Source organism: Microbispora sp. NPDC049633 (assembly GCF_040675265.1).
GTDB classification, from domain to species: Bacteria; Actinomycetota; Actinomycetes; order Streptosporangiales; family Streptosporangiaceae; genus Microbispora; species Microbispora maris.
The window spans coordinates 1-25,073 of the sequence record NZ_JBFAOO010000023.1 but is presented as its reverse complement, the minus strand read 5'-3'; the positions used below and the strand labels follow the sequence as shown (position 1 = coordinate 25,073).

General features: G+C 71.7%; 33 protein-coding genes and 1 pseudogene. 19 read left to right on the top strand and 15 right to left on the bottom strand.

What is annotated here, in order from left to right:
- Window positions 1-59: 59 nt before the first annotated feature.
- The gene (locus tag AB0J39_RS08950; RefSeq protein ID WP_363462847.1) at window positions 60-428 is read right to left on the bottom strand and encodes a group 1 truncated hemoglobin; all 369 of its coding nucleotides are present in this window, start codon (window positions 426-428) and stop codon (window positions 60-62) included.
- Between the two features lie 246 nt (window positions 429-674).
- Window positions 675-1,607, bottom strand: a complete 933-nt coding sequence (locus tag AB0J39_RS08945) for a GerMN domain-containing protein (RefSeq protein WP_363462846.1) — start codon at window positions 1,605-1,607, stop codon at window positions 675-677.
- Window positions 1,608-2,036: 429 nt separating this feature from the next.
- On the opposite strand from AB0J39_RS08945, the gene AB0J39_RS08940 reads away from it, so the two are divergent.
- Window positions 2,037-5,645: a discoidin domain-containing protein gene (locus tag AB0J39_RS08940; RefSeq protein WP_363462845.1), complete on the top strand. Its 3,609-nt coding sequence runs from the start codon at window positions 2,037-2,039 to the stop codon at window positions 5,643-5,645.
- Window positions 5,646-5,719: 74 nt separating this feature from the next.
- Here AB0J39_RS08940 and AB0J39_RS08935 read toward each other — a convergent pair whose 3' ends face one another.
- On the bottom strand, window positions 5,720-6,847 hold the full coding sequence (locus tag AB0J39_RS08935; protein WP_363462844.1) for a cellulose binding domain-containing protein: 1,128 nt from the start codon (window positions 6,845-6,847) through the stop codon (window positions 5,720-5,722).
- Between the two features lie 189 nt (window positions 6,848-7,036).
- On the opposite strand from AB0J39_RS08935, the gene AB0J39_RS08930 reads away from it, so the two are divergent.
- Both AB0J39_RS08930 and AB0J39_RS08925 read left to right on the top strand, forming a co-directional pair.
- Window positions 7,037-7,387 (top strand): DUF488 family protein, encoded by a 351-nt coding sequence (locus tag AB0J39_RS08930; protein WP_363462843.1) that lies wholly within the window; start codon window positions 7,037-7,039, stop codon window positions 7,385-7,387.
- A gap of 256 nt (window positions 7,388-7,643) precedes the next feature.
- The gene (locus tag AB0J39_RS08925; protein WP_363462842.1) at window positions 7,644-7,952 is read left to right on the top strand and encodes a hypothetical protein; all 309 of its coding nucleotides are present in this window, start codon (window positions 7,644-7,646) and stop codon (window positions 7,950-7,952) included.
- Between the two features lie 54 nt (window positions 7,953-8,006).
- Here AB0J39_RS08925 and AB0J39_RS08920 read toward each other — a convergent pair whose 3' ends face one another.
- From AB0J39_RS08920 to AB0J39_RS08895, 6 genes are all read right to left on the bottom strand, one after another.
- On the bottom strand, window positions 8,007-8,582 hold the full coding sequence (locus tag AB0J39_RS08920; RefSeq protein WP_363462841.1) for an alkaline shock response membrane anchor protein AmaP: 576 nt from the start codon (window positions 8,580-8,582) through the stop codon (window positions 8,007-8,009).
- Between the two features lie 68 nt (window positions 8,583-8,650).
- On the bottom strand, window positions 8,651-9,259 hold the full coding sequence (locus AB0J39_RS08915; RefSeq protein WP_363462840.1) for a DUF6286 domain-containing protein: 609 nt from the start codon (window positions 9,257-9,259) through the stop codon (window positions 8,651-8,653).
- The gene (locus AB0J39_RS08910) at window positions 9,234-9,572 is read right to left on the bottom strand and encodes an Asp23/Gls24 family envelope stress response protein (protein WP_363462839.1); all 339 of its coding nucleotides are present in this window, start codon (window positions 9,570-9,572) and stop codon (window positions 9,234-9,236) included. Before AB0J39_RS08910 ends, AB0J39_RS08915 begins: the two co-directional genes overlap by 26 nt.
- Window positions 9,569-9,754 carry a hypothetical protein gene (locus AB0J39_RS08905; protein WP_363462838.1) on the bottom strand — a complete coding sequence of 62 codons (186 nt, stop codon included), beginning with the start codon at window positions 9,752-9,754 and terminating at the stop codon, window positions 9,569-9,571. The genes AB0J39_RS08910 and AB0J39_RS08905 overlap by 4 nt, the downstream gene beginning before the upstream one ends.
- Before the next feature lie 2 nt (window positions 9,755-9,756).
- Window positions 9,757-10,095, bottom strand: a complete 339-nt coding sequence (locus tag AB0J39_RS08900) for a hypothetical protein (RefSeq protein WP_363462837.1) — start codon at window positions 10,093-10,095, stop codon at window positions 9,757-9,759.
- Window positions 10,092-10,568, bottom strand: coding sequence for an Asp23/Gls24 family envelope stress response protein (locus AB0J39_RS08895; RefSeq protein WP_363462836.1), 477 nt, complete (start codon window positions 10,566-10,568; stop codon window positions 10,092-10,094). Before AB0J39_RS08895 ends, AB0J39_RS08900 begins: the two co-directional genes overlap by 4 nt.
- A gap of 337 nt (window positions 10,569-10,905) precedes the next feature.
- Between AB0J39_RS08895 and AB0J39_RS08890 the strand changes: the two genes are divergently transcribed.
- The 14 genes from AB0J39_RS08890 (at window position 10,906) to AB0J39_RS08825 (ending at window position 20,185) form a co-directional block, all read left to right on the top strand.
- The gene (locus AB0J39_RS08890) at window positions 10,906-11,460 is read left to right on the top strand and encodes a hypothetical protein (protein ID WP_363462835.1); all 555 of its coding nucleotides are present in this window, start codon (window positions 10,906-10,908) and stop codon (window positions 11,458-11,460) included.
- Window positions 11,461-11,465: 5 nt separating this feature from the next.
- The gene (locus AB0J39_RS08885; RefSeq protein ID WP_363462834.1) at window positions 11,466-12,914 is read left to right on the top strand and encodes an SRPBCC family protein; all 1,449 of its coding nucleotides are present in this window, start codon (window positions 11,466-11,468) and stop codon (window positions 12,912-12,914) included.
- 63 nt (window positions 12,915-12,977) lie between these two features.
- Entirely contained in the window at window positions 12,978-13,394 is a 417-nt protein-coding gene (gene gvpJ / locus AB0J39_RS08880; protein ID WP_346225314.1) for a gas vesicle protein GvpJ, read from the top strand.
- Between the two features lies 1 nt (window position 13,395).
- Window positions 13,396-14,187, top strand: coding sequence for a GvpL/GvpF family gas vesicle protein (locus AB0J39_RS08875; RefSeq protein WP_363462833.1), 792 nt, complete (start codon window positions 13,396-13,398; stop codon window positions 14,185-14,187).
- A 19-nt stretch (window positions 14,188-14,206) separates the two neighbouring features.
- The gene (locus tag AB0J39_RS08870; RefSeq protein WP_169981626.1) at window positions 14,207-14,440 is read left to right on the top strand and encodes a gas vesicle protein GvpG; all 234 of its coding nucleotides are present in this window, start codon (window positions 14,207-14,209) and stop codon (window positions 14,438-14,440) included.
- A 6-nt stretch (window positions 14,441-14,446) separates the two neighbouring features.
- Entirely contained in the window at window positions 14,447-14,866 is a 420-nt protein-coding gene (gvpO, locus tag AB0J39_RS08865) for a gas vesicle protein GvpO (protein ID WP_363462832.1), read from the top strand.
- Window positions 14,863-15,366: a gas vesicle protein gene (locus AB0J39_RS08860; protein ID WP_363462831.1), complete on the top strand. Its 504-nt coding sequence runs from the start codon at window positions 14,863-14,865 to the stop codon at window positions 15,364-15,366. Before gvpO ends, AB0J39_RS08860 begins: the two co-directional genes overlap by 4 nt.
- A gap of 7 nt (window positions 15,367-15,373) precedes the next feature.
- Window positions 15,374-16,201: a GvpL/GvpF family gas vesicle protein gene (locus AB0J39_RS08855; RefSeq protein WP_363462830.1), complete on the top strand. Its 828-nt coding sequence runs from the start codon at window positions 15,374-15,376 to the stop codon at window positions 16,199-16,201.
- Entirely contained in the window at window positions 16,198-16,497 is a 300-nt protein-coding gene (locus AB0J39_RS08850; RefSeq protein WP_363462829.1) for a gas vesicle protein, read from the top strand. The genes AB0J39_RS08855 and AB0J39_RS08850 overlap by 4 nt, the downstream gene beginning before the upstream one ends.
- Window positions 16,494-16,910 carry a gas vesicle protein K gene (locus AB0J39_RS08845; RefSeq protein WP_363462828.1) on the top strand — a complete coding sequence of 139 codons (417 nt, stop codon included), beginning with the start codon at window positions 16,494-16,496 and terminating at the stop codon, window positions 16,908-16,910. Before AB0J39_RS08850 ends, AB0J39_RS08845 begins: the two co-directional genes overlap by 4 nt.
- Window positions 16,911-16,976: 66 nt before the next feature.
- A complete protein-coding gene (locus AB0J39_RS08840) occupies window positions 16,977-17,213 on the top strand; it encodes a hypothetical protein (protein WP_363462827.1) in 237 nt (78 codons plus the stop codon).
- Window positions 17,214-17,253: 40 nt separating this feature from the next.
- Window positions 17,254-17,991, top strand: coding sequence for a class I SAM-dependent methyltransferase (locus tag AB0J39_RS08835; RefSeq protein ID WP_363462826.1), 738 nt, complete (start codon window positions 17,254-17,256; stop codon window positions 17,989-17,991).
- Complete coding sequence (locus AB0J39_RS08830; RefSeq protein WP_363462825.1) at window positions 17,991-18,995, top strand: iron-containing redox enzyme family protein; 1,005 nt, start codon at window positions 17,991-17,993, stop codon at window positions 18,993-18,995. The genes AB0J39_RS08835 and AB0J39_RS08830 overlap by 1 nt, the downstream gene beginning before the upstream one ends.
- Window positions 18,992-20,185: a glycosyltransferase family 2 protein gene (locus tag AB0J39_RS08825; RefSeq protein WP_363462824.1), complete on the top strand. Its 1,194-nt coding sequence runs from the start codon at window positions 18,992-18,994 to the stop codon at window positions 20,183-20,185. Before AB0J39_RS08830 ends, AB0J39_RS08825 begins: the two co-directional genes overlap by 4 nt.
- A gap of 213 nt (window positions 20,186-20,398) precedes the next feature.
- Here AB0J39_RS08825 and AB0J39_RS08820 read toward each other — a convergent pair whose 3' ends face one another.
- From AB0J39_RS08820 to AB0J39_RS08810, 3 genes and pseudogenes are all read right to left on the bottom strand, one after another.
- Window positions 20,399-20,641 carry a CDGSH iron-sulfur domain-containing protein gene (locus AB0J39_RS08820; protein WP_363462823.1) on the bottom strand — a complete coding sequence of 81 codons (243 nt, stop codon included), beginning with the start codon at window positions 20,639-20,641 and terminating at the stop codon, window positions 20,399-20,401.
- Window positions 20,642-20,696: 55 nt separating this feature from the next.
- Window positions 20,697-21,110, bottom strand: a complete 414-nt coding sequence (locus tag AB0J39_RS08815) for a hypothetical protein (protein ID WP_363462878.1) — start codon at window positions 21,108-21,110, stop codon at window positions 20,697-20,699.
- A gap of 342 nt (window positions 21,111-21,452) precedes the next feature.
- A pseudogene (locus AB0J39_RS08810) lies at window positions 21,453-21,623 on the bottom strand (PT domain-containing protein); the annotation flags it as partial.
- Here AB0J39_RS08810 and AB0J39_RS08805 point away from each other — a divergent pair.
- Together AB0J39_RS08805 and AB0J39_RS08800 are read left to right on the top strand one after the other, a co-directional pair.
- Window positions 21,586-21,768, top strand: a complete 183-nt coding sequence (locus tag AB0J39_RS08805) for a hypothetical protein (protein ID WP_363462877.1) — start codon at window positions 21,586-21,588, stop codon at window positions 21,766-21,768. The pseudogene AB0J39_RS08810 and the gene AB0J39_RS08805 overlap by 38 nt on opposite strands.
- Before the next feature lie 21 nt (window positions 21,769-21,789).
- On the top strand, window positions 21,790-21,930 hold the full coding sequence (locus tag AB0J39_RS08800) for a hypothetical protein (protein ID WP_363462876.1): 141 nt from the start codon (window positions 21,790-21,792) through the stop codon (window positions 21,928-21,930).
- An 891-nt stretch (window positions 21,931-22,821) separates the two neighbouring features.
- Here the strand turns inward: AB0J39_RS08800 and AB0J39_RS08795 are convergent.
- The 3 genes from AB0J39_RS08795 to AB0J39_RS08785 all read right to left on the bottom strand — a co-directional run.
- Complete coding sequence (locus AB0J39_RS08795) at window positions 22,822-23,577, bottom strand: hypothetical protein (protein WP_363462822.1); 756 nt, start codon at window positions 23,575-23,577, stop codon at window positions 22,822-22,824.
- On the bottom strand, window positions 23,577-24,557 hold the full coding sequence (locus AB0J39_RS08790; RefSeq protein WP_363462821.1) for a MinD/ParA family protein: 981 nt from the start codon (window positions 24,555-24,557) through the stop codon (window positions 23,577-23,579). The genes AB0J39_RS08795 and AB0J39_RS08790 overlap by 1 nt, the downstream gene beginning before the upstream one ends.
- Before the next feature lie 43 nt (window positions 24,558-24,600).
- A partial coding sequence (locus tag AB0J39_RS08785) for a hypothetical protein (RefSeq protein ID WP_363462820.1) occupies window positions 24,601-25,073 on the bottom strand: 473 nt, incomplete at its 5' end.

Genomic DNA, 25,073 nt, shown 5'->3' with positions numbered 1-25,073 from the left:
AGCCATGAACCGGTTAAGGGTCAAGATCTGTCTCACCGCGTGGACGGGCCGCCCAGGCCTCAGGCGGCGACGGCGCTCTCCACGATCTGATCTTTCAATGGAGCCAGGGCGCCGGCGATGGATCCGATCGTCTCGGCGTCGACGCCGCACGTCTCGAGCGCCCCGGCCAGATGGAGGACCACCTGGCCGAACTCCTCCGCGGTGATGCCGAGCCCGGCGTGCGCCTCGCCCATCGACTTGCCCCGATACTCCTGCGGGCCGCCGAGCGCCGCGGCGACGAAGCTGCGCTGGTGCGCCTTGAGCTTGGCCATGTCCGCGTCCGCGAAGTAGCCGCGAAGCATCGGGTCGGCGACGACCCGCGCGTAGAACACGTCGACCACGGCCGCGACCGCGTCCGAACCGCCGATCCGATCGAAAATGGACCCCATACGCTTTCCTCCCGCACCTGCGTGACCTCGTGCCCATGACGATCGCCACGGATCGTTACGGACCGATGACGGGACGGAAATACCTACGTAGCAGGGCGCTCACCCTGTCGATACGACCGAAAAGGCCACTCGCGGGTGCCGGTTCGAATGCGACTCGGGGGCGAGCGGCAGGCGGCGTTCACCGATCGAGGGCCGGTCCCGGAGAGGGGGTTCGCCCCCGCCCTGACGAGCCCGGCCCTCATGCCGTCACGGTTCGAGGCTGTCCGGGATGGAGTCGGAGCGGCCCTTCGGGCGCTCGGTGTGGCCGTGGGCGTCGTAGATCTTCACCCAGCGGATGCCGGGAAGCCGCTTGAGCGTGGGCATGATCTCGTCGGCGACGGTGAACGCCGACCCCCCGCTCGTGACGGAACCGGTGAGCCGCACGTGGGCGACTCCGTCCCGGACGACGACCGAACGGACGCCCGTGGCTCCCGACGCGACGAAACGCAGACCCTTGGCGTACTCGGCCTGCGTCGGCCCGGCGAACAGCCGCTGGAGCGCGCCGCGCGCGGTGGACGGCGGCGTCACCGGCCGCGACACCGCCACCGTGTACGGCCGCCGGCCCGCGGCGTACGCCCGGGAGTCGAGGAAGTACGTCCTCACCGGCACGGTCCGGTAGGGCGTCTTGACGTCCACGACCACCCGGCTCGGGCGGGTGAGGGTGTAGACGCGGTAGGACGACTTCCGAGCCAGGCCGACGCCGAACGTGAGCTCCGCCTCGAAGTCGCCCGCGTTGACGACCTGGATCACGCCGGGCAGCGCGAAGGTCTCGCGAGCGGGCCCATAGGTGGGGCGCCCGTTCCCGTCGTGGCCGGCCGCGCCGCCGAAGCGGAGCCCGAGGATCGCGTCACCGGCCACCGGGACCGTGCGGCCCGAGCCGTCGGCGATCAGCCGGGACACGTAGTGGGCGCTCCGCCGCGCCGGGAGCGGCCCGCTGAACTCGAAGACGACCCGGTCCAGTCCGGGGTGATGCGAGGCGCGTACGTCGACCAGGGTCGCCACGCGGGGAGCCGCATGAGCGGCGGCGGCCGGACGGACGGACGTGGCGGCGGTCGGGGTGGCCGGGACCGCCAGCAGGGTGGTCGCGCTCACCAGCGGCACGGCCAATGCCGCGAGCGAGCGCTTGGGGGGCAGAAACATGAGGGCTCCTCTGCCGGGTTCCTTTCGCGAGTTGGGGGACCCGCGAGCGGGCGCCGGACCCGTTTCCGGCACCGGCGCCCAATTGAAGTATCCCCAGGTGGACACGGATCGGGGACGGGCCTTTCGGCCCGACTTACCTTCCCCGTTGACGGCGACGTGGGCCGTATGTAACATCTGGGCAACCTGATGTAAAAAATTTGCAGTTCTAAATCGAGACTTTGCGGTTCTCCGCAAGTTCCGGCAGGAAGCACTGCGTCCGTGCGCCCCGCCACCGTCACCTTTCGTGTGTGAAAGGACCTGAGGTGATGTCGGCCACGGCAGTGGGCAACCGGTCGCCGCCGCGACCTCGTACGCCCTCGGTCTCCAAATCCCCCCACGACCGCGGATCGGATGGCCCGCGGTCGGTTCCTGCCGGACAGAGGAACGCCAATGTCGAAAACGCACGTCCCCTTATCACGCCTGATCGCTGTGCTGGTCGCGGCCTGTCTGCTCGCCGTGGCCGCGCCCCTCTCCCCCGCCTCGGCCGCCGGCGGCCCCAACCTCGCCGCCGGCAAGACCATGAAGGAAAGCGCCCACGCCGACGTGTACGGCGCGGGCAACGCCAACGACGGCAACCAGGCGACCTACTGGGAGAGCGCCAACAACGCCTTCCCGCAGTGGCTCCAGGTGGACCTCGGCTCGGCCGTCAGCATCGACCAGCTGGTGTTGAAGCTCCCCAACCTGTCGGCCTGGCAGACCCGCACGCAGACGCTGTCGGTGCTGACCGGCACCACCGACAACCCGACCACCACGACGGTCCCCTCCGCCGGCTACACCTTCAACCCGGCCGGCGGCAACACCGTCACCATCAACTTCACCGCCACCACCGCGCGGTACGTACGGCTGAACATCACCGCCAACACCGGCTGGCCCGCGGCGCAGATCTCCGAGTTCGAGGTCTACGGCCCGAGCAACCCCGGCGGTGACGATCAGAAGCCGACCGCTCCGGGCAACCTGGCCTACACCCAGCCCGCCTCCGGGCAGATCCGGCTCACCTGGAACGCCTCCACCGACAACGTGGGGGTGACCGGGTACACCGTCTACGCCAACGGCACGCAGCGCGGCACGGTGGCCGGCAACGTGCTCACCTACACCGACAACCAGCCCGACACCGCCACGGTGTCCTACTACGTGACCGCCAAGGACGCCGCCGGCAACGAGTCCGGTCCGTCCAACACCGTGACCCGCACCGGGACCGGCGGGCCGGGCGGCACCAACCTGGCACTCGGCAAGCCGATCACGGCCAACGGCTCTGTGTTCACCTTCGTGGCCACCAACGCCAACGACAACAACACCGCCACCTATTGGGAGGGCGCGAGCGGCAGCTACCCCAACACCCTCACCGTGGCGCTCGGCGCCAACGCCGACATCTCCCAGGTGAACGTCAAGCTCAACCCCGACAGCTCCTGGGGACCGCGCACGCAGACCATCCAGGTGCTGGGCCGTGAGCAGAGCGCGGCCGGGTTCACCAACCTGACCAGCGCGACCCAGTACTCCTTCAGTCCGGCCACCGGCAACTCGGTGTCCATCCCGGTGAGCGGCCGGGTCGCGGACGTGCAGCTGAGGTTCACCGGCAACTCCGGCGCCCCGGCGGGCCAGGCGGCCGAGTTCCAGGTTGTCGGCGTCCCCGCCCCCAACCCCGACCTGACCATCAGCGCCCTCAGCGCGTCCCCGGCCTCCCCGGTGGAGACCGATCCGGTCACGCTGACCGCGACCGTCAAGAACATCGGCAACGCCGCCTCCGGCGCGACGAACGTGAACTTCTACTTCGGCACCACCAAGGTCGGCACGGCGAACGTCGGCGCGCTCGCAGCCGGGGCCAGCGCGAACGTCTCCGCCAACATCGGTCCCCGCGACGCGGGCACCTTCCAGCTCACCGCCAAGGTGGACGAGGGCAAGTCGGTCATCGAGCAGAACGAGGACAACAACAGCTTCACCACCGCGTCCCCACTCACCATTCGCCCGGTGGACACCTCCGACCTGGTTCCCGGCACCACCTGGTCACCCGGCAACCCGGGAGGAGGCAGCACGGTGACGTTCACCGTGGCGATCAAGAACCAGGGCACGGTCGCGTCGGCGGGCGGCGCCCACGGGATCACGCTGACGATCGTCAACGACGCCGGGACCGTGGTGAAGACGCTGACCGGCTCCTACAGCGGCGCGATCGCGGCCGGCGCCACGACGAGCCCGGTGAACCTGGGCACGTGGACGGCGGTCAACGGCAGATACACGGTGAAGACGGTGCTCGCCGCCGACGCGAACGAGTTGCCGGTCAAGCAGGCCAACAACACCTCCAGCCTGCCGTTCTTCGCCGGCCGCGGCGCGAACATGCCGTACGACATGTACGAGGCCGAGGACGGCGTGACCGGCGGCGGGGCGACGGTCGTCGGTCCCAACCGGACCATCGGCGACCTGGCCGGCGAGGCGTCCGGCCGCAGGGCCGTGCGGCTCACCACGACGGGCAGCTACGTCGAGTGGACGACCAGGGCAAGCACCAACACCCTGGTCACCCGCTTCTCGATCCCGGACGCGCCGGGCGGTGGCGGCACCGACGCCACGCTGAACGTCTACGTCAACGGCAGCTTCCTCAAGGCCGTCAACCTGACCTCGAAGTACGCCTGGTTGTACGGCGCCGAGGCGAGCCCCGGCAACTCGCCGGGCGCGGGCGGCCCGCGGCACATCTACGACGAGGCCAACGTCATGCTCGGGACGACCGTCCCGGCGGGCAGCAAGATCCGGCTGCAGAAGGACGCGGCCAACACCTCGGCGTACGCGATCGACTTCGTCAACCTGGAGCAGGTGTCGGCGATCCCGAACCCCGACCCCGCGGCGTACGCCGTGCCCGCCGGGTTCACCCACCAGGACGTGCAGAGCGCGCTCGACAAGGTGCGGATGGACACCACGGGCAAGCTCGTGGGCGTCTACCTGCCGCCGGGCGACTACCAGACGTCGAGCAAGTTCCAGGTGTACGGCAAGGCGGTCAAGGTGGCCGGCGCCGGGCCGTGGTTCACCCGGTTCCACGCCCCGTCGACGCAGGAGAACACCGACGTCGGCTTCCGGGCGGAGTCGTCGGCCAACGGCTCGGTGTTCTCCGGGTTCGCCTACTTCGGCAACTACACCACCCGAATCGACGGGCCGGGCAAGGTGTTCGACTGGCAGAACGTCGCGAACATGACGATCGACAACATCTGGGTCGAGCACCAGGTCTGCATGTACTGGGGCGCGAACACCGACAACATCACGATCAAGAACTCGCGGATCCGCGACACCTTCGCCGACGGCGTCAACATGACCAACGGCAGCACGGACAACCTGGTCTCGAACATCGAGGCGAGGACGACCGGCGACGACAGCTTCGCGCTGTTCTCGGCGATCGACGCGGGAGGCGCCGACGAGAAGAACAACGTCTACGAGAACCTGACCGCGATCCTGCCGTGGCGCGCGGCCGGGATCGCCGTCTACGGCGGGTACGCGAACACGTTCAGGAACATCTACATCGCGGACACGCTGACCTACTCCGGCATCACGATCAGCTCGCTCGACTTCGGCTACCCGATGAACGGCTTCGGCGCGAGCCCGCCCACCGTGTTCGACAACATCTCGATCGTCCGCGCGGGCGGCCACTTCTGGGGCCAGCAGACCTTCCCGGCGATCTGGCTGTTCTCCGCCTCGAAGGTGTTCCAGGGCATCCGGGTCAGCAACGTGGACATCGTCGACCCGACGTACTCGGGGATCATGTTCCAGACGCAGTACCTCGGCGGCCAGCCGGTCAACCCGATCAAGGACACCGTCTTCACCAACGTCTCGATCTCCGGAGCGCGCAAGAGCGGCGACGCGTTCGACGCGAAGTCGGGCTTCGGCCTGTGGGCGAACGAGATGCCGGAGCCGGGCCAGGGCCCGGCGGTCGGGTCGGTGACATTCAAGAACCTGAGGCTCAGCGACAACTACCAGGACGTCAGGAACACGACGTCCACCTTCACCATCGACATCACCCCCTGATCACATGAGAAACGCCGCCGGAGAGGCTCCTCTCCGGCGGCGCATGCTTGCCGGGAACGCTTCTCAGGGACGTGTCACGAACAGCGGGTGCCGTTCAGGGTGAAGCCGGTCGGGTTGCCGTTCGAGCCGCTCCAGGTGCCCTGGAAGCCGAACGAGACGTTGCCGCCCGCCGGGATCGAGCCGTTGTACGACAGGTTCCTCGCGGTCACCGACGACCCGTTCTGGGTGACGTCGGCGCCCCAGTAGCCGGTGATCCTCTGCCCGTTCGGGAAGGAGAAGCCGACATTCCAGCCGTTCACCGCGCTGGAGGAGGTGTTGGTGACGGTCACGTTGCCGGTGAACCCGCCCTGCCACTCGTTCTTGCTGTAGCTCACCCGGCAGGCGCCGCTGCCGTTGCCTCCGGTCGGCGAGACGGCGGGGGACGGCGAGGGGTTCTGGACCACGCCGCCGATGCTGTAGGAGAAGTTGTTCACCGCGAGACCGGCGCCGCCCACCCAGGGCTCGAATCCGGCCTGGACGCTGGTGAGGTACCACGACCGCTGGCCGTAACCCCTGTTCACCATGTCGTCGTAGAAGGTCCGCACGGCGAAGTTGATGGAGTTCGTCGGGGAGGTGCGGACGTAGGAGACGACGTTCCAGCCGGTGTTGCCGTACCAGACGTCCCATGTCCCGCCGGCGAGGTTGACGGTGCCGACCTTCGAGCCGACGGGCTGGACCGAGCCGGTGTGGTTCAGCCAGACCATGAGCTCGGCGCCGGTGTTCTGGCCGTCGCGGCGCGGCGTGGGGTCGAACCAGATGTCGTACGCGGCGTCGTAGACCCCCGAGCCCGGGTAGCTCATGCTGACGCTGGTCTGGACCGTGTTGAACTGGCTGTTGCCGACCGCGAGGGGCAGGCCGCTGCCGCTGGAGCAGTTGTTGTAGTGGCAGCCGGCGTAGACCGCGGGATAGGACGCGGGCGCGCCGTTCTGCGCCTTGTTGTGCCCCGCCTGCGTCACCGTGAAGCCGGTGTTGGTGACGTTGATGCACTGCTGGGCGTCGCTGCCCCAGACGTTGTTGATGACGACGTACTTGCCGCCCTGGATCGTGGTCGATCCGTACTTCTCGCAGATCGTGGTGTCCGCGTGCGCCGCCTGACCGACGACGAGCGACGCGGCGACGGAGCCGAGCATGGCGAGGCCCGCCGTGATCATTCGCATCCTCATGTTCCGGACCATAGACATCGGGCCAAGACGGGCGACATGGGACGTTTTGATCGACATCGTGGACGAAATCCCGACCAGCGACAACGCCCTTACCGTGAGTGAAACTTTCACTTACACGTCCTGTCCGGCTGCCGGACGCCCGGCGTACGCCGTCACCCGCTGGGGAGGATGGCCGCAGGAGGTGAGGCGATGGCCGTCACGGTGCGTCGTGTGTACGAGGACCCCGCGCCCGGGGACGGGACGCGGGTGCTGGTCGACCGGGTGTGGCCGCGCGGCCTCACCAAGGAGGCCGCTCATCTGGACGAATGGGTCAAGGACGTGGCGCCGTCCGGCGAGCTGCGCTCCTGGTACGGCCACGTCCCGGAGAGGTTCGCCGAGTTCCGCAGCCGCTACCTGGCCGAGCTCGGCGACCCCGAGCGGCGCGCCGCCCTCGACCGGCTGCGCCGGCTCATGGAGAACGGGCCGCTGACCCTGCTCACCGCGACCAGGGACGCCGAGCACAGCCAGGCCGCCGTCCTCGCCGAGGTCCTGTCCGGCTGACCCGCCCCTTGCAGTGATCCGCAAGTTGACTCCCATTCCGGCCGGAGATCATGAGCGCTCTCCGATCACAGAAGGGGTGTCATGTGAGACGTTCAGGGTTTCTCCGCAGGCTCGGAACGGCCGGTGTGCTGCTGGCGGGGCTGCTGCTCGCCGTGCCCGCGCAGTAGGCGACCGCGGCGCGGAACACCGCCGCGACGGCGAATTCAGAGGTGATCGCCTGGGATATGCAGGTCACCCCGTCCTCCTACACTGGCCCGTGCACCGACCCGGCCAGCCCGCCGAGTTCCAGCTGACCGCGAGGCTCAGGGTGGCCGACGGCCCTGCCACCATCGGCTACCGCTGGTGGCGCAGGAGCAACCAGACCCGCAACCAGTGGGTGTCCTTCGGTGACGGGAGCGCCACCTTCAGCTCGACCGGGGCGCAGCAGCAGACCATCACCGCCCGGTACAGGACGAACGTGTCGGAGAGCGGTGGTTACTTCAGAGTGGAGATCTTGTCGCCCTATCAGGGTTCCAGTCAGATCGCCTACCTCGTGACCTGTAGCACCAAGAACGACGACCTGTGACGGCTCCGGAGGGCGGCACCCGAGCCGGGGGCCGCCCTCCACCCGCGGGCTCGCTCAGTGGGTCGCGCGGGTCCGGTGGCCGCCGGTGAGGTGGAGCCGGACCATCGCGGGAAGGCGGTGCAGGCCGAGCGTGGTGCGCAGGTTCGGGACGGCCTCGTCGTGCAAGCGCGTGACCAGCGCCCCGAGGTCGGCCGGTTCCGCGGCGGACACACCCAGGTCGAGGCGCGGGTGCTCGGACGGGCCGCGCAGCACGGCGTGCGCCCTGCGCACGTCCGGATAGGCACTGACCTGCTCGGCGAGGGCCTCGCTCGCGGGATGCGCGTCGACCTCGGTGACCCCCGCGGTGCCCGACTCGAGGCGCAGTCTGTGCAGCCGGTCGACCCGCAGCAGCGCCAGCAGCCAGGCCAGTCCGATGAGCGCGAGCACGACGCCCACGGCGGCCAGGACCGGCCAGAACCACGGCGTCGTCGCGGCGAAGCTCCTGGTCCCGGCGTCCAGCACGGGGCGCCGCGCGGCGGCGCCGCCGAAGGCGCCGAGCGCCCGCGCGAGTGCGAGGCCGCCCGCGACCAGCGGCACCAGCCCGCACAGGGCGAGCCCGATGCGGTTGCCCTTGCCCGATCTCGTCCTCACAGCCGATCTCCTCCAGCGCTTGTCCGCCGGCGTGCGCAGCGGGCCTATATGCCACACGGCCTCGCGGGTCAGGACGGACCGTGGACCCGGACGTGCAGCGCGACGGGGTGGGCGGGGGCGAGCCGGGCCAGTTCGTCGCCGACGGCCGCCCGTACGCGCTCCCCGATCGCCGCCGTGTCGCGCAGGTCGGTCCGGACCGACACGTCCGCGTGCCAGCCGCGCATCCGCGCCCCGGCAGCGCGCACCCCGTCCACCGCGTTCGCCCTGGCTCTCAGTGCCCGTGCCAGCGTGCGGCGCGGCAGGCCGACCATCAGGTCGGGGTCCCCGGTGCGCAGCGCGACCATCCGCCCCCGTCCGGGAACCGCCGCGATCAAGATCAGCACCAGGCCGATCAGGACCAGCGCGGCCGCCACCGCGAGAGCCCGGTCGTCGTTCCAGGCCGTGGTGCTCGCCCAGCGCGCCCACTGCTCGTACGGCACGATCCCGATGGGACGCCCCAGCAGCGCGGCGACCACATGGGCGGCGGTCAGCCCGCCGATCGCCAGCAGCGCGAGCGCGGCGACCGCGGCGGGCAGCCCCCGGCTGGGCCGGAAGGCCCGGGTGGCTCTCGCACCCTCGAATCCCCGTGTCGGGACGAAGAGCGGAAGCCTCTCAGACGGGCCTCGTCCTTCGGTCATGCCCCCTCCTCGGCCCGGGCCCCTGCTCGGGCACCAGCTCCACGACCTCGATGTCCACGTTCTCCACGGCGATGCCGGTGAGCTCCCGCAGCCGCCGCCGCACGTGTTCGCGAATCTCGGCGGCCAGCCGCGGCACCGGCGCCGGGTAGCGCACGGCCAGGTCGCAGTGGACCGCCGCGACCGCCCCGCTCACCGACGCCGACACGTGGGGCCGGCCGGTCACGTGGTCGTCCTCGCTCGCCAGCCTCTCAGCGATCTTCGTGAAGGCGCGATCCGAAATCGTCGTCGTCCCGCGCGCCGCCGGCTCGCTCACTGCCGCCTCGGGTGCATCTGCGGCATGTGTACGCCGCCTTCGAGCACCATGCCGACGAAGAACCCGACGATCCCGAGGACCAGGACGATGAGGAACGCGCTGAGGCCGCCGAAGGCCCCGACGACCCCCAGCACGACGCCGAACAGCAGTCCGACGAGGGCCCAGACCGGATACCCTTGCATGATCAACCATCCCTTCCACTGTCGTCAGTGACCACGTCGGCGATCGTCACGTCCACCCTGCGGCCGCCCGCGAGGCCGCCGATCGCGTCGCGGACCAGGTCGGCCACCTCCGGCAACGGCCTGCCGTACCGGGCGACGACGTCGACCTCGATCGCGTCGTCCCGTATGGCCACGCCCGGGACCTGACCACCGGGCAGGTAGGTCGCGACCACCCCGAACGGCCCCCGGGACAGGCCGGCGACGTCGGGGCACGACAACACGCGGTCGGCGAGCCGCCGGGCGGACACCTCGCGTTCCTCGCCCTCCGGCTCCACGTCCGCCCTCTCGGGAACGGTGTTCACTGGACTCGCGGCTCCCCTTCGGCGGGCTGCTGCGCCCCCTCCTGCCTCGGCAGGTGGACGTCGTCGACCGCGATGTTCACCTCGGTGACCTCCAGCCCGCACATGCGCTCCACCGCGCGGATCACGTGGCCCCGCACCGCCTGCGCGAGGTCGGGGATCGCGACGCCGTACTCGACGATGAGGTGGATGTCCACGGCGGCCTGCCGCTCGCCGACCTCCACCGCCATGCCCCGGGTGACACCGTCCTCGCCACCGAACGCGCCCCTGATCGCGCCGAACGCGCGGGCCGTGCCGGTGCCGAAATCGTGGACCCCGTCGATCTCGCGGGCCGCCATGCCTGCGATCTTGGCGACCACGCCGTCGGCGATCGTGGTGCGGCCCCGCTCGGTCACCAGGCCGGAGCCGCCCTGCACCCCGAAAGACCGTCCGGACGCCTGCTCGACGGTCGCGGTCGACGTTTTGGTTTCGGTCATGTGACTCCCCCGCTTCGTACGCGCGGTTCGTGCCGCTTCCCGCCGATACATGCCCGTGATACCCAATTCGCGCACAGTAACCAGACCAGGCAGGGCGAGGTTGGGTCAGCGGAAACCCTCGAACCTCCCAAGAGGGCTGAGCCTCGGCACGACAGAGGCCGACGGCCCTAACGCGGAGATCAAGCCCAACCAAAACTGCCCGGTATGTCCGAGATCGAGTTTTTCTGTGTCTGTCTAGGGCATTCATACCGTTCAGTCGGGTCGCAGCGCCGCGCGGCGAGCCGGGAGATCGTCCGGGGGCCGGCGCTTCGGGGGCGGGCCAGTAGGAGGCGCGATCATGAAAGACGGACTGAAAGTGGCTCTGGCGGTCATCGCGGGCTACTACCTCGGCCGGCACCAGAAGCTCCGTTTCGCGCTGATGCTGGCGCTGGCCATCCTCGCCGCCCGCCTGAAGGGTGAGGGAGCGGCGGGCGCCCTGCTGGAGCAGGTTCCCAAGATCCTTGGTGGAGCCGCCCCCGACGTCGGCAAGATCACCGAGCGCGTGCGCGGCGATCTGCTGGACATCGGCAAGGCGGCGGCCATGCGCGCCACCAGCAAGCAGATCGACAACCTGAGCGACAAGCTGCACGAGCGCGCCGAGGCGCTGCGGCAGCCCAAGGGCAAGGGCCGGGCCGCGGAGGAGGAAGAGGAAGAGCAGGAGCGGCCGGAGGAGAGCCGCCGCCGCGCACCCCGCCGCCGCCCGCCGCAGCGCGAATCCGAACCCGAAGAGGCCTACGACGAGGAAGACGAGTACGAGGAGGAGCCCCACGAGGAGGAGGCCGAGGAGCCCGAACCCGAGGAGCGGCGCCGGCCCCGGATCCGTCCCACCCGTCCCGTGCTGCGGAGGAGGTGAGACCGATGACCGAACAGACGCGGGAACGCGACCAGGGCACGCGGGCGCCCGACGAGGGGACGCTGCCCACCCAGCGGCTCGGGCAGGAGTTCCAGAACCTCGCCACGGCTGTCGCGGAACGCGCCCTGTCCCGGGTCGCCGACAAGATCGACGGCCTGGCCGGCCGTCTCACCGACTATGTGGAACACGGCGGCTCGGGGCTGTTCAGCGCGCTCACCGGCAAGGAGGGCGGCGGACGGAACGTGCTCGGCGGGGTGCTCGGCGGCCTCACCGGCGGCCGGGACGCCCGCACGCTGCTCAAGACGGTCGCCGACCGGCTCGGCGCGACGGGCGGGGGCGGCCTGCTCAGCGCGCTCACCGAGGACGGCGGGGGCGGTCACCCCGTACGCGCGGCCCTCATGGCGTACGGAAAAGAGAAGATCAAGGGCCTGTTCGGCGGCGGCGGCGGGGGCAAGGGCCGTAAGGGCAAGAAGCTCAAGGTCACCAACATCGTCGAGTCGCTCGACGTCGGCGCGCCCATCCGCCTGGTCTACAACCAGTGGACGCAGTTCGAGGACTGGCCGAGCTTTATGAAGAAGGTCGGGACCGTCGAGCAGAAGTCCGACGAGAAGCTCGGGTGGAAGGCCCAGGTCTTCTGGTCCCACCGCACGTGGGAGTCGACCATCATCGAGCAGGTCCCCGACAGCAGGATCGTCTGGCGCTCGCAGGGGCCGAAGGGCTTCCCGGACGGCGCGGTGACCTTCCACGAGGTCACCCCCGAAATGACCCGGGTGCTCCTCGTCGTCGAGTATCACCCGCAGGGTCTCTTCGAGCGCATCGGCAACCTCTGGCGCGCCCAGGGCCGCCGGGTCCGGCTCGAGTTCAAGCACTTCAGACGGCACGTCATGACCAACGCCTTGCTGAACCCCGACGGCATCGAGGGCTGGCGGGGCGAGATCCGCGACAGCCAGGTCGTCAAGGACCACGAGACGGCGCTGCGCGAGGAGCGCGAGCGCGAGGAGGGCCCCGAGGAGGCCGAGGAGTACGAGGAGCCCGAGGAGCCCGAGGAGCCCGAGGAGTTCGAGGAGCAGGCCGAAGAAGAGGAGCCGTACGAGGAGGAGCCGTACGAGGAAGAGGAGGAGGAAGAGCAAGAGGAAGAGGAGCCCGGGCGGGCACGCAGGCCCGCCTACGCGGGCGCCGCGACCGGCGGACAAGGCGGGTCGGCCACCCGCAGCCGCGAGGCCGAGCGCGAGCAGCGCGGCACGCGGGCACCGGACCGGCGGCGCGAAGCGGAGGCCGGGCAGGGCCGCGGCGACGAGCCCCGCAGGGGCGAGCAGACGCGCGGGAACGAGGAAGCCGAGGAGCCGGGCGGGCAGACGCGCGGGGACGAGGAAACCGAGGAAACCGGGGAGACGGGCGAGCGGCGGAAGCCGGCGCGCCGTCCGCTGATCCGGCGCCGCCGGCCCTCGCAGTAGCGGATACGAGCGGCGGCGACGGCCGATGATCGCAGACATCACACAACCGAGGAGGGGAAACGCATGACGGTAGCCGTTCCACCAGCGGGTGGCGGCGGACTGCCGGGCCGGTCATCGGGATCGGGCCTGGCCGACGTCATTGACACGATCCTGGACAAGGGCCTCGTGATCGACGCCTACGTACGGGTTTCACTGGTCGGCATCGAGATTCTCACCATCGACGTACGCGTCGTCGTCGCGAGCGTCGACACCTACCTCCGTTTCGCCGAGGCGGTGAACCGGCTGGACCTGGCATCCCAGCAGCAGGGGCTGCCCGACCTCCTGTCGAGCGCGCCCCAGAGCATCGCTCGCGGCAAGTCCAAGGGCGTGGCCCAGGGCGTGCTGGAGGCGGCCGGGGAGAAGCTGCAGGACATGTTGGCGAGCTACGCGGAGGAGGAACCCGCCCCGCGTACCCGCCGTCGTCGACGGGAGGATGACTGAGATGTCGGGCTCCATCAAGCAGTCCGGGGCGGGCGACCGGGCCGAAGCCGCCCGGCCCGACACCGCGTGCTACGTCTACGGCATCCTTCCCGAGGACGTGGAGATCAGCGAGGACGCCGTCGGCGTGGGCGAGCCCCCCGGCCGGGTCACGATCATCCGCCACGGCGAGATCGCCGCCCTGGTGAGCGACGTGGACGTGGACCGTCCCCTCGGCCGCGCACAGGACCTGGTGGCCCATGAGCAGCTGCTCGACGAGGCCGCGGCCGAGGTCCCCGTGCTCCCCCTGCGGTTCGGCGCGGTGATGACCACGCCCGAGGCGGTCGTGGAGGAACTGCTCGCCCCGCACCACGACTCGTTCGCGGCCGCCCTCAAGCAGATCGAGGGGCGCGCCCAGTTCGTCCTCAAGGCGCGGTACGCCGAGCAGCCGGTGCTGGTCGAGGTGCTGACGGAGAACGCCGAGGCCAGACAGTTGCGCGATCGGATCAGGCAGTTGCCGGAAGAGGTGACCCGCAACGAACGGATCCGGCTCGGCGAGCTGATCACGCAGATCATCGCCGCGAAGCGGGAGGCCGACACGCAGGCCGTCGTCGAACGCTTCGAGCCCTTCACCGCCGGCGTGGTCGTCCGCGACCCCAGTCACGAGCGGGACGCCGCGCACGTCGCGTTCCTCGTCGAGAACGACCGCCAGACCGACTTCGAACGCGCCGTCGGGGAGTTGCGCTCCGAGTGGGGCGACCGGGTCGAGGTCCGCCTGCTCGGGCCGATGGCGCCGTACGACTTCGTCACCACCTGACTCATGAGGGGAGGCCGCCGTGGGACTGATCAGTGCGCTGTTCACCTGGCCGCTCGCCCCGGTCCACGGCGTGATCCGGCTGGGTGAGCTGATCCAGAAGCAGGTCGAGCATGAGCTGAGGGACCCCGCCGCGGTCCGGCGGCGGCTGGAGGCCATTGAGGAGGCCCGGCGCTCGGGCCAGATCTCCGAAGAGGAGGAGGCCCAGGCCGTGGAGGAGATCCTCAGACTCATGAGCGGCCCGCGGAGGGGGTGATCGTCCATGCCTCCCCGGCGGAGAGCCCGCTATGACGAGGACGCCGCGCCGTACCGGCGGCGGGCCTCCTCCGGCGTGCCCGCCGGGGAGGACGGGCCGTACGACGAGTCCGCGGGCGACGAGGACGAGCGCGGGGCCGAGCCGCGCCGGCGCAGGGCCGCGCTGAACGCGGTGTCCGCCGGCCGGCTCGGCCTGCGTTACATCGCGGACCTGACTTCCAAGGAAACCGAGGGTGTCACGTCGGTGGAACCCGTGGAGAACGGCTGGCTGGTGGACGTCGAGGTCGTCGAGGACCGCAGGATCCCGTCCACCAGCGACATGCTGTCGATCTACGAGTGCCAGGTGGACGACGAGGGCAACCTCACGTCCTACCGGCGCACCCGGACCTACCGGCGCGGCTCGGGCGCCTACGGCGGTGGGCTATGACCGATCCCCGCTCGCGTCCCGTCCTGCGTGAGTCGTACGCACCGACGCCCGTGATGGGCCGGGAGTCGACCAACCTGGGCGACATCCTGGAGCGCGTGCTCGACCGGGGCATCGTGATCGCCGGCGACATCCGGGTGAACCTGCTGGAGATCGAACTGCTGACCATCAAGCTGCGGCTGGTCATCGCCTCGGTGGACACCGCGCGGGAGATCGGCATCGACTGGTGGGAGCGCGACCCGTGGCTCAGCGGCAAGGACCGCGAACTGGTCGAGGAGAACCGGCGGCTGCGCGAGCGCCTGAACGCGGTCGAGGAGCGCCTGCTCGCCTGGGAGGAGCGGACGGAGCTCGAAGCGGGCGGGCCTGCGGGCGAGCGTGCGGGTGAACGGGCGGGTGAACGGGCGGGTGAACGTGGTGCGGGTGAGCGGCGGGGCGACCGCCAGGCCGAGGCCCGCGACAGGCGGCTCGGCCGTCCCCCCGGATCGGAGCCGGGTTATGAGTGAGATCCACATGGACGCTCGCGGACAGGGGGTCTACCTGTACGCGGTGACGCCCGGCAGGGAGCCCCCTCGTGACCTGCGTGGCGTGCTGGACGGGGTGGTCCGGCCCGTCTCCCACGGCGGGCTCGTGGCCCATGTCAGCGACGTGCCCCTCGACCGGTTCGGGGAGGAACCGCTGCGCCGCTCGCTGGAGGACCTCGACTGGGTGGAGGGAGTCGCCCGCGCCCACCACCGGGTCGTCGAGGCGCTGGCGGCGGCCGGGCCGACGGCCCCCGTGCGCCTCGTGACCGTCTACACCGGCGAGGAGCAGGTCCGCGACCTGCTCGACCGGCGGCACGACGACTTCGCCGCGATCCTGTCGCGGGTCGCGGGGCGGCGGGAGTGGGGCGTCAAGGCGTACCTGCGCAGGCAGACGCCGCAGCCCGCACCGGTGCCTCCCGCCACGACCACAGCCACGGCCACGACCACGGCCACCGCCACGGCCGGCGGCGACAGCCCCGGCATGGCGTACCTGCGCCGGAAGAAGGAGAACCTGCGTGGCCGGGAGGACCTGTGGCGCGCGGCGGCCGAGCGGGCCGAGCACCTGCACGCCGAGCTGGGCCGGTTCGCGGTGGCGAGCCTCCGCCACCGCCCGCAGGACCCCCAGTTGTCCGGGCGAAGCGAGGCGATGGTGCTCAACGGCGCCTATCTGGTGGACCCTGCCCGCGAGGAGGAGTTCGCCGCCGTGCTCGACGGCTTCCGCGACCGGTTCCTGGACGTCGAACTCACCGGCCCGTGGGCGCCCTACTCCTTCACCTCGATCGACCTCGGGGCCGGCCGGGCCGGAGGTCTGCGATGACGCCCGGCGGCACCCCGGCGTACCTGCCGGAGCGGCAGAGGGAGCCCTCCCTCACCGCCGGAGGCCGCCTGCCGCCCGAGCGCGTGGCGCTCGTCGACCTGCTCGACCGGCTGCTCGCGGGCGGCGTGGTGATCACTGGTGACATCGTGCTGTCGATCGCCGACATCGACCTCGTCCGCATCTCCCTGCGGGCGCTGCTCGGCTCCGTACGCGGCACCGAGCCGTTCGACCCGCTCGGCGAGCCGGACCCGGAGAGCGGGCGATATCGGCCCCGCCAGGAGGGAGAGCGAGCATGACCGGCGCCGGTGGTGAGACCGGGAACGGAGCGTGGGACACCACGCGGGGGCCGTGGCGGGTGGGCGCGCCGACCGAGACGGACAGCGCGGACAGCGCGAGCGGGACGGACAGCGCGGGGACCGCGAGGGCGGGCCCCTGGCGGCTGAACACCGACCCGGACGCGGTGCGGCGCGATCTGAGCCGCCTGGTGCTGACGCTCGTCGAGCTGGTGCGCCAGCTCGTGGAACGGCAGGCCATCCGGCGAATGGACCAGGGCGACCTGTCGGACGAGCAGGTCGAGACGCTGGGCGTGACGCTGATGCGCCTGGAGGAGGCCATGACCGAGCTGTGCGAGCGGTTCGACGTCTCGCCGTCCGAGCTCAACCTCGACCTGGGACCCCTCGGCACGCTGCTGCCCACCGACACGCCGTGACCGGCGGCGTGTACGGCCAGGTGGCAGGGGTAGGCGGAGGAAGTCGATCGGAGCGGAGGAGTCGTCATGAGTGTCGTCGGCCGGGACGAGGTCCGTGCGCTGCTGGAGTCGCCGTCGCCCGACGCGACGCTGGTGCTGGTGGACGGACGGTGTGAGGTCGTGCCGGAGGACCGGGCCGAGGGCCTGGTGATCACCAGCCGGCGCGACCTGAAGAGCCTGGTGGGGGACGGACCGGTGGACGACCTGCGGCTCGGCGAGCTGGCGGACCGGCTCGACACGGTGGCCCGCGACCTGGGGGCGTGACAGGAGGCCCGGGCGGCCCCCGTGACACAGGGGGGAACATATGGGGGAGTTCGATGCGGCCGCTTACGGGCGGACCATCGCGGACATCTACGACGAGATGATGGGGCACCTGCCCACCGGACCGGCGGTCGAGCGGGTCTTCCGGCTGGCCCAGGGAGGGCCCGTCCTGGAGTTCGGGATCGGCACCGGCAGGCTGGCGCTCCCCCTCGCCGCCCGCGGCCTGACGGTGGCAGGTGTCGACGGGTCCCCCGACATGGTGGCGGTCCTGCGGGGCAAGACCGGCGGAGACCGCATCCCGGTGACCGTGGGCGACTTCTCCGAGGTGAACGTCGAGGGAAGGTTCGCGCTCGTCCTGCTGGCCTTCAACACCGTCTTCGCGCTGCCCTCCCAGGACGCCCAGGTGCGGTGCTTCCGCAACGCGGCCGCCCACCTGCGGCCCGGTGGACGCTTCGTGATCGAGACCTGGGTGCCGGACCCGGCGGCCTTCCGGGACCGGACGGCGCTTCGGCTGCTGTCGCTCGGCGAGGACGAGGTCGTCGTCGAGGCCGCCCGGCTGAGCCCGGCCGAGCAGTTCATGCACACCACGAAACTGCGGATGACCACGGACGGCCTGCGGCTGCTGCCGGCCGACCACCGCTACGCCTGGCCGTGCGAGCTGGATCTCATGGCCCGCCTCGCCGGGATGGAGCGGGAGCACCGCTGGGCCGACTGGTCCTGCGCTCCGTTCACCGACGACAGCCGCGCCCACGTGTCCGTCTACCGCCTGCTGGAGAGCTGATGCAGTTGCCCGCGCCCCGAGGCCCGCTGACCGAGCGGCTCTTCACGGAGCTGGCCCGGCCGCCGCACGCTTTCGCCCCACCGCCCACCGTCCCGTACGGCGGCCCGTTCGACGAGGAGGACGCCCAGCTCGCGCTGTTCGCCTCTTACGAGCTGCACTACCAGGGCTTCGACGGCGTCGACGACCGTTGGGAGTGGAATTCGTCGGTGCTGGCCCTGCGGGAGCGCCTGGAACGCTGGTTCGAGCGCTGGCTCGCCCGGCGCGTGCCCCGCCCGCCCGCTCCGCCGCCGCGGGAGGTGCCCCGCGCCCTGGCGGCGCTGGTGGCGGCCGACGACGGCCCCTCGCTGTCGGCGTTCATGCGGGCCGGAGCCGACGCGGAGCAGTTCCGCGAGTTCGTGATCCACCGCTCGATCTACCAGCTCAAGGAGGCCGACCCGCACACCTGGGGCATCCCGCGCCTGCTCGGCCGGCCGAAGGCCGCGCTCGTGGAGATCCAGTCCGACGAGTACGGCGGGGGCAGGCCGGAACGCATGCACGCCGAACTGTTCCGCGCGACCATGCGGGGGCTCGGCCTCGACGACGCCTACGGCGCCTACCTGGGCAGCGTCCCCGGCGTGACGCTGGCGATCAGCAACGTCATGTCGCTGTTCGGGCTGCACCGCCGCCACCGGGCCGCGCTCCTCGGGCACCTCGCGGCGTTCGAGATGACCTCGTCGATCCCCAACCGCCGCTACAGCCAGGGCCTGCGGCGGCTGGGCGGGGACGCCGGCGTACGCCGCTACTACGACGAGCACGTGCAGGCCGACGCCGTACACGAGCAGATCGCCACACACGACATGTGCGGCGCGTTCGCCGCCGAGCATGCCGGCCTGGCCGGGGACATCCTGTACGGCGCCGCCTGCGCGCTCACCCTCGACCGGCTCTTCGCGGAGCACCTGCTGGGCCGCTGGAGGGAGGGGCGCACCTCCCTGTGGCACGCGGACGCCGAGGTGACGACCCGATGACCACGCTCGGCCGCCGAAGCGACGACCCGGCCGACGCGCCCGCCCGCCGGAGCGACGACCCCATGAGCACACTCGGCCGCCGAAGCGACGACCCGGCCGGCGCGCCCGCCCGCGTGCCCGCACCGGGCAGCCTCGTGCCGCCGTCCGTCTCCGCCACCGCAGAACCGAGCCAGGTCACGCCGGAGATCGACTACGTACTGCCCCTGCGCTGGAACGACGACGCGGGGCTCGCGGAGCTGACCGGTTATCTGCGCGGCCTTGCCCGGCATGCTCGGATCGTGGTGATCGATGGTTCACCGTCTCCGCTGTTCGAACGGCACGCGCGTGAGTGGCGCGGCATCGCCGAGCACGTGCGGCCCGACGACGACCTGACGGTCGCGAACGGCAAGGTCGCGGGGGTGCTGAGCGGCATGCGCCGCGTCCGGAACGAGCACGTCGTCATCGCCGACGACGACGTGCGCTACGACGCGGACGCGCTCGCCCGGGTCCATGCCCTGCTCGGCCGCGCCGATCTCGTCCGCCCGCAGAACCACTTTTACCCGCTCCCCTGGCACGCCCGCTGGGACAGCGCCCGCACCCTGCTCAACCGTGGCGTCGGCGCGGACTACCCGGGGACCTTCGGCGTGCGCCGTTCGACGTTCGAGAAGATGGGCGGCTACGACGGCGACGTGCTGTTCGAGAACCTGGAGCTCATCCGCACCGTCCGCGCTTACGGCGGCCGCGAGGTCCGCCCGCTCGACCTCTACGTGCGGCGCCTGCCGCCCGACGCCCGCCGGTTCTGGTCCCAGCGGATCCGGCAGGCGTACGACGACCTCGCACAACCCGCCCGGATGACGGCCTTCCTCGCCGTCCTTCCCTGCGTGGGCGTGGCTCTGTGGCGGCGCCGGCCCGAGCTGATCGCAGCGGGTGCCGCGGCGATGGTCGGCCTGGCCGAGATCGGACGCCGCCGTGCCGGGGGCCGCCGGATCTTCCCCGCCACCTCCAGCCTGTTCGCCCCGGTCTGGGTCCTCGAACGCGCCACCTGCAGCTGGGCGGCCCTGACCGCCAGGTTCCTGCTCGGCGGCGTGCCGTACGCCGGACGCCGCCTGCGCACCGCCGCCCACTCGACCCGCCGCCTCCGCCGCCGCGCACTCACCGCCGAACCCCCGACCGCCGCGCCTTCCTGGCAAGGTCCACCAACGTCGGCCTGATCGGCTTCAAATTCCTTGGGCAGATCAACCAGGACCACAAGCACTGGGCGGGTCCACCAACGCCTTTGGCACTCCGCCCCAATCACTCAGCACCACGGGCCAATCCTCATCACTGCCTGACGACTACGAGTCTTGGGTGGGCCCCGGTCACTGCGCCGGAAGGAAGCTCCGGTCCTCGCGAAGTCCGCTCCGCTCCCTCGATTCCGGCTTCCGTCAGCTGGGCGGGTCGGGTTCGCTCGTCGCCCGGAAGCCGACCACCTTGTGGGAGCCGTCGCAGAACGGCTTGGTCGAGGACCGGCCGCAGCGGCACAGCGCGACCGTGGCCCTGCCCGGGTCGATGTGCCGCCCGTCCTGCGTCGTCAGCGTGAACGGCCCGCGCACCAGCAGCGGGCCGTCCTCGCAGGGCGTCACGGTGACCGCCGTCACCGTGGCCGGGTCCTCCGCCATGTGCTCCATGCGGAGCAGCGTGCCCGGGACGGTGACGGCGTAACACCTGGTCGGCTACGAACGGTCAGTCCCATCGCGCGCAGTGCGCGGAAGGGCTGAAGGCCCAGCATCCGGCCCGGTCCGCGGCCGGTTCCTGCGCCGCGAACACCGATCCGGCGAACGGTGCCCTGGTCGCGCCGGACGTGCCCGACGGGCCGCCGGGCACGTCCGCCTTGACGCTCGGCGGGGCGAAGGCCCATCGCGGCGTCACCGTCCCGCCCGCCTGCTCGCCGCCGGGGAGGGCGTGCGAGTGCCCCGCCGTACGGCTCCGCCAGGGCGCCAGGCTCCAGCAGTCGGCGGTGCCGTCGTCCCCGCAGCGGTGCTGCGCATGAGCGACCAGCGGCGGCAACGGCACATATCCCGGGATCACGAGGGGTGCGGCCGGCGGCTGTGCGGCCGCCGGAGGCGCCGCCACGGCACGGCCGGTGAGCGACGGCACGGGGATCACCCACGTCGAATCGTCCGGAGGCGCCGGCGCGGCCGTGACATCCGTCGTCGGCGTAACGGCCGGGAAGGCCGTCCGCGCCGATGTCGCGGTGCCGGGCGCCGCACCCGACGCCGTGGGAACGGCGGGCGGAGTGGTGGGCCGGTTGGTGGGCGGAGCGGCGGTGGGGAGCGCGGTCGAGGTGACGGCCGCGCTCGCCCTGGGCTGCGGCGGCTTCTGCGGTGGCTGCTGCACCGGCCTGTGCGTCGGCTTGGCTGTGGCCGTGGTCTTCGGCTGCGGCGCGGACTTGGCCGTCGGCTTCTGCGTCGGCTTCTCGCCGGGCTTCCCCGTCGGTTTGTCGGTCGGCTTCCCGGTGGGCTTCTGCGTCGGTTTGTCGGTCGGTTTGCCGGTCGGCTTCCCCGTGGGTTTGTCAGTGGGTTTGTCGGTCGGCTTGTCGGTCGGCTTGTCGGTGGCCGCGGGGCTCGGCTGAGTGCTCGCCGTGGTGCCCGGCGCGGGCGAGACGCTCACCGCGACGGTCGCCGCCGGGGTGGCCTGCGATGTCGCCGCAGCGGTGGCCCCGCTGGGCGCAGGCGTGGGAGCGCCGCTCCCGGCCGATGCGGGGGTCGCGGTCGCGGTGGGCCCGCTGCTCGCGGTCGGCGGCGGCGCCCCCTGACCGCTCTGGCCGGGAGTCGCCGTGGCCGCGCCGCCGGCCGTCGGCTGCGGAGTCGTGGCGGTGCCCGGCCCGCCGTTCGGCCCCGGCTTTCCCTGTCCGCTCGGCGTCGGCTGGGCCTTCGTCAGGGGACCGCCGCCCGGCCGGTCTCCTCTGGTGCGGTGATGGTCACGCGTGCGATCACGGGAGTCGCGGGCCGTCCGATCATTCCTGTCGCGGTTGCGGCCGCCGGCGTCCCGATCGTGCGACGCGTGGGCCGTCCGGTCCCGGGTGGAGGTGCCGTCGGAACCGGCGCTCAGGGGGACTCCGGCGGATCCGCCGGAGTCGTGCGACTTCCCCGACGGGCCGCCGGGACCACCGGCGGAGTCGTGGACGGTGCCGGACGAGCCGGCGGAGGAATCGGGGCCGGACTTGTTCGCCGCTTGGGAGTCCGGCCCGGCGCCGTTCGGCACGTTCGCACCGGGGCCGGGTCCGTTCCCCTCGTCGTTCGAGGCCTTCGCGCCGTCGTCCGGTGCGTCTCCGGCGCTGTCGGGAGCACCGCCGGGAGCGCTGTCGGGTGTGTCGGCGGCGCCGTCCGAGGAGTGGTCGTGGGCCGGACCGGACGGACCATCCGGACCACCGGACGAGTCCTGCGGCGTACCCGGCGCACCAGCGGAGTCGCCCGACGAGTGATGGACCGTACCTGACGAACCGGGGCCTGCCTTGTTCGCCGTCTGCGTGTCGGGCGCGGCCTGGTGCGGCGCGTTCCCGGAGCCGCCCGGGGAGGAATCCGACGCGGAGTCCGACCCGGAGTCCGACGCGGAATCCGAGGAGGACGACGAGGAGGACGACGAGGACTCCGCGGAGTCGTCCGCGGAGTCGTTTGAGGTGGGCGCGGCCATGGGACCCGCGCCCTCTACCGGTGGAGGGGCGTCCCAGCCGGGCTCGGCCACGGCGGCCCAGGGCTGCGCGGCCACGGCGCCGCCGGTGGCGGAGACCGCGGCCAGGAGCAGGCCGGAGACCAGGGTGGCGCGCCGGGTGGACATTCGGGGGGTCATTGAGAGGCTCTTCCTCGATCTAGGGAGTGGGCCGGGGACCGATGAGGGACTTCCAGCCCGCCGCGGCGAACTCGGGCGTCCCTGGGAGAGCGGCTGCGGGCACGGACGGAGGCGTCGGGTCGGGGATGTTGACCCAGTCGCCCTTGTCCGCCCCGCGCATAGCGGGTCTCCACGCCATGAGCAGGCTCATGGCGTAGGGGCTGGAGTAGACGGGGCCGGTGGCGCCGGCGCCCGTGGTCGCCGTCACCTGGACCAGGACGGAGACCTGCACCTGGTCCTCGGAGCGGACCTTCCATTGGACGCCGATCGTCTGCGTCCGCAGCGCCGCCCCGGCGGGAAGGTCGCCTTCGGCGGGCAGGCCGAGGGTCTCCCGCCAGCCGCGTACGGCATCGCGCGCACCCTCGCGTGCCTCCTTGCGCTGGTCCGGCGGGGCGTACAGCGCGGCCGCCTGTTCGGCCTGGCCGACGTCGAGCGTCCAGGCGGCCTCCAACGCGGCGGCCGCCGCGGACGCCGCCCCGATCTCGCTGTGGGGGAAACCGACTGGATAGCCTCCGTCGCCCTCGTGCCCGGCGGGCGCCGCCAGCGCGACGGTCGGCGCCGCGACACGCATCGGCGTGGACGGCGGCGCCTCCGTCTGCCGCGTCTGCAGCACGATCACCGCCACGGCGATCACGGTGACGACCCCCGCGATGGCGACGACCAGGTGCCGGGGATCCCACCGACGCGGTGGTCCCAGGTCCCAGTCGAGCGCCGGATCGGGGATGACCGGTCCCATTACTTGCTCCGGTCCGGCCGCTGCCCGAACGCCTGCCCGGCCGCCGCGGCGAGGCGCAGGTACGCCCCGCGGGTCGTGGGCCGCAGCCGGGCGAGGTCGACCTCCGCGCCCTCTTTCAGGTGCGGGTCGAACGGCACCCGCACCACCGTGCGGCAACGCCCGGAGAAGTGTCGTTCGAGCAGGTCGACGTCGACGTGCGACTTGGGCTCGACCGCGTTCAGCACGACGATGGCGTTCTTGACGAGGTGGCCGTGCCCGTGGGCGGTGAGCCAGTCGAGGGTCGCGGCGGCCGAGCTCGCACCGTCCACCGCGACCATGGTGACCAGCACGATCTGGTCGGCGAGCTCCAGCGTGGCGCCCATGGCGCCGTGCAGGAGCCCGGTGCCGCAGTCGGTGATGCAGATGGAGTAGTAGCGCTCGATCAGATTGGCGACCGTACGGTAGTCCTCCGCGTTGAACGCCTCGCTGACGGCCGGGTCGGTGTCGGAGGCGAGCACCTCCAGCCGCGCGGACGACTGCGAGGTGAACGCGCGGGCGTCGGCGTACCGCACGATGTGCGGCGCCTCGGCCAGGAGGGTCCGGATGGTCGCCGCGGTCTCCGACTTGACCTTGATGCCGAGCGTTCCCCGGTCGGGGTTGGCGTCGATGGCGATCACCCGGTCGCCGCGCAGCGAGGCGAGCGTGTTGCCCAGCGCCGCCGTCGTCGTGGTCTTCCCCACCCCGCCCTTGAGGCTCATGACCGCGATCCGGTGGTGACCGCTGGCGACGGGCGTCTGGGCCTGCGCGATGAGCGTGCGGCGCTCCATCTCCGCCGCCGACTCCGAGGGAATGATCCGGCCGCCGGAGAGCTGGTAGACGAGCCGCCGCCAGCCGCCGGTGGGCTCCACACGGCGGTTGGTCAACAGGTGTTCGGCCGTGAGAGGCACGCTCTCCGGGAACTGCTCGGCGGGAGTAGGCACCGAAGTGTGGATCTCTGTCATGTCGGGTCCTTTCACCGAGGACGGAAGGAAACGGGGGCGGCGATCAACAGGTGCTCCATCGCACGGTGGCGGTGCCTTTCTTGCCCTTCGGGCCGTGCAGTTCGAGCGGCGCCGTCACGGGCGAGGGGGCCCCGCACCAGTAGCGGACGCGCAGCGCGCGCACGGTGAGCACGTCGGTATCCCCGGGCTTGAGCGTTCCGCTGGACGGCTCGACCACCAGGCCGGGAGCTGATATCCGCCATTTCACGGGCTTTCCGGAGGTTGTCGAGAGAGTGAGGGTGCCTCTCCCGAACGCGTCGAGGGTGATGACGGACGGCGTCTGAACGCCCCAGGCCCCCATCAGGAAGACACCCGGGGTGACGGGGGCGCCCTGTCCGCCGGGCCGCGCTGCATCCCCTGTCGCGGCGCTCCCCGCGGTGTTCTGGCCGCCGGGCTGCGCGGCACCTCCGGTCGTGCCGCCCCCTGCGGTGTTCTGGCCGCCGGGCTCCGCGGCGTCTCCGGTCGCGGCGGTCGCGG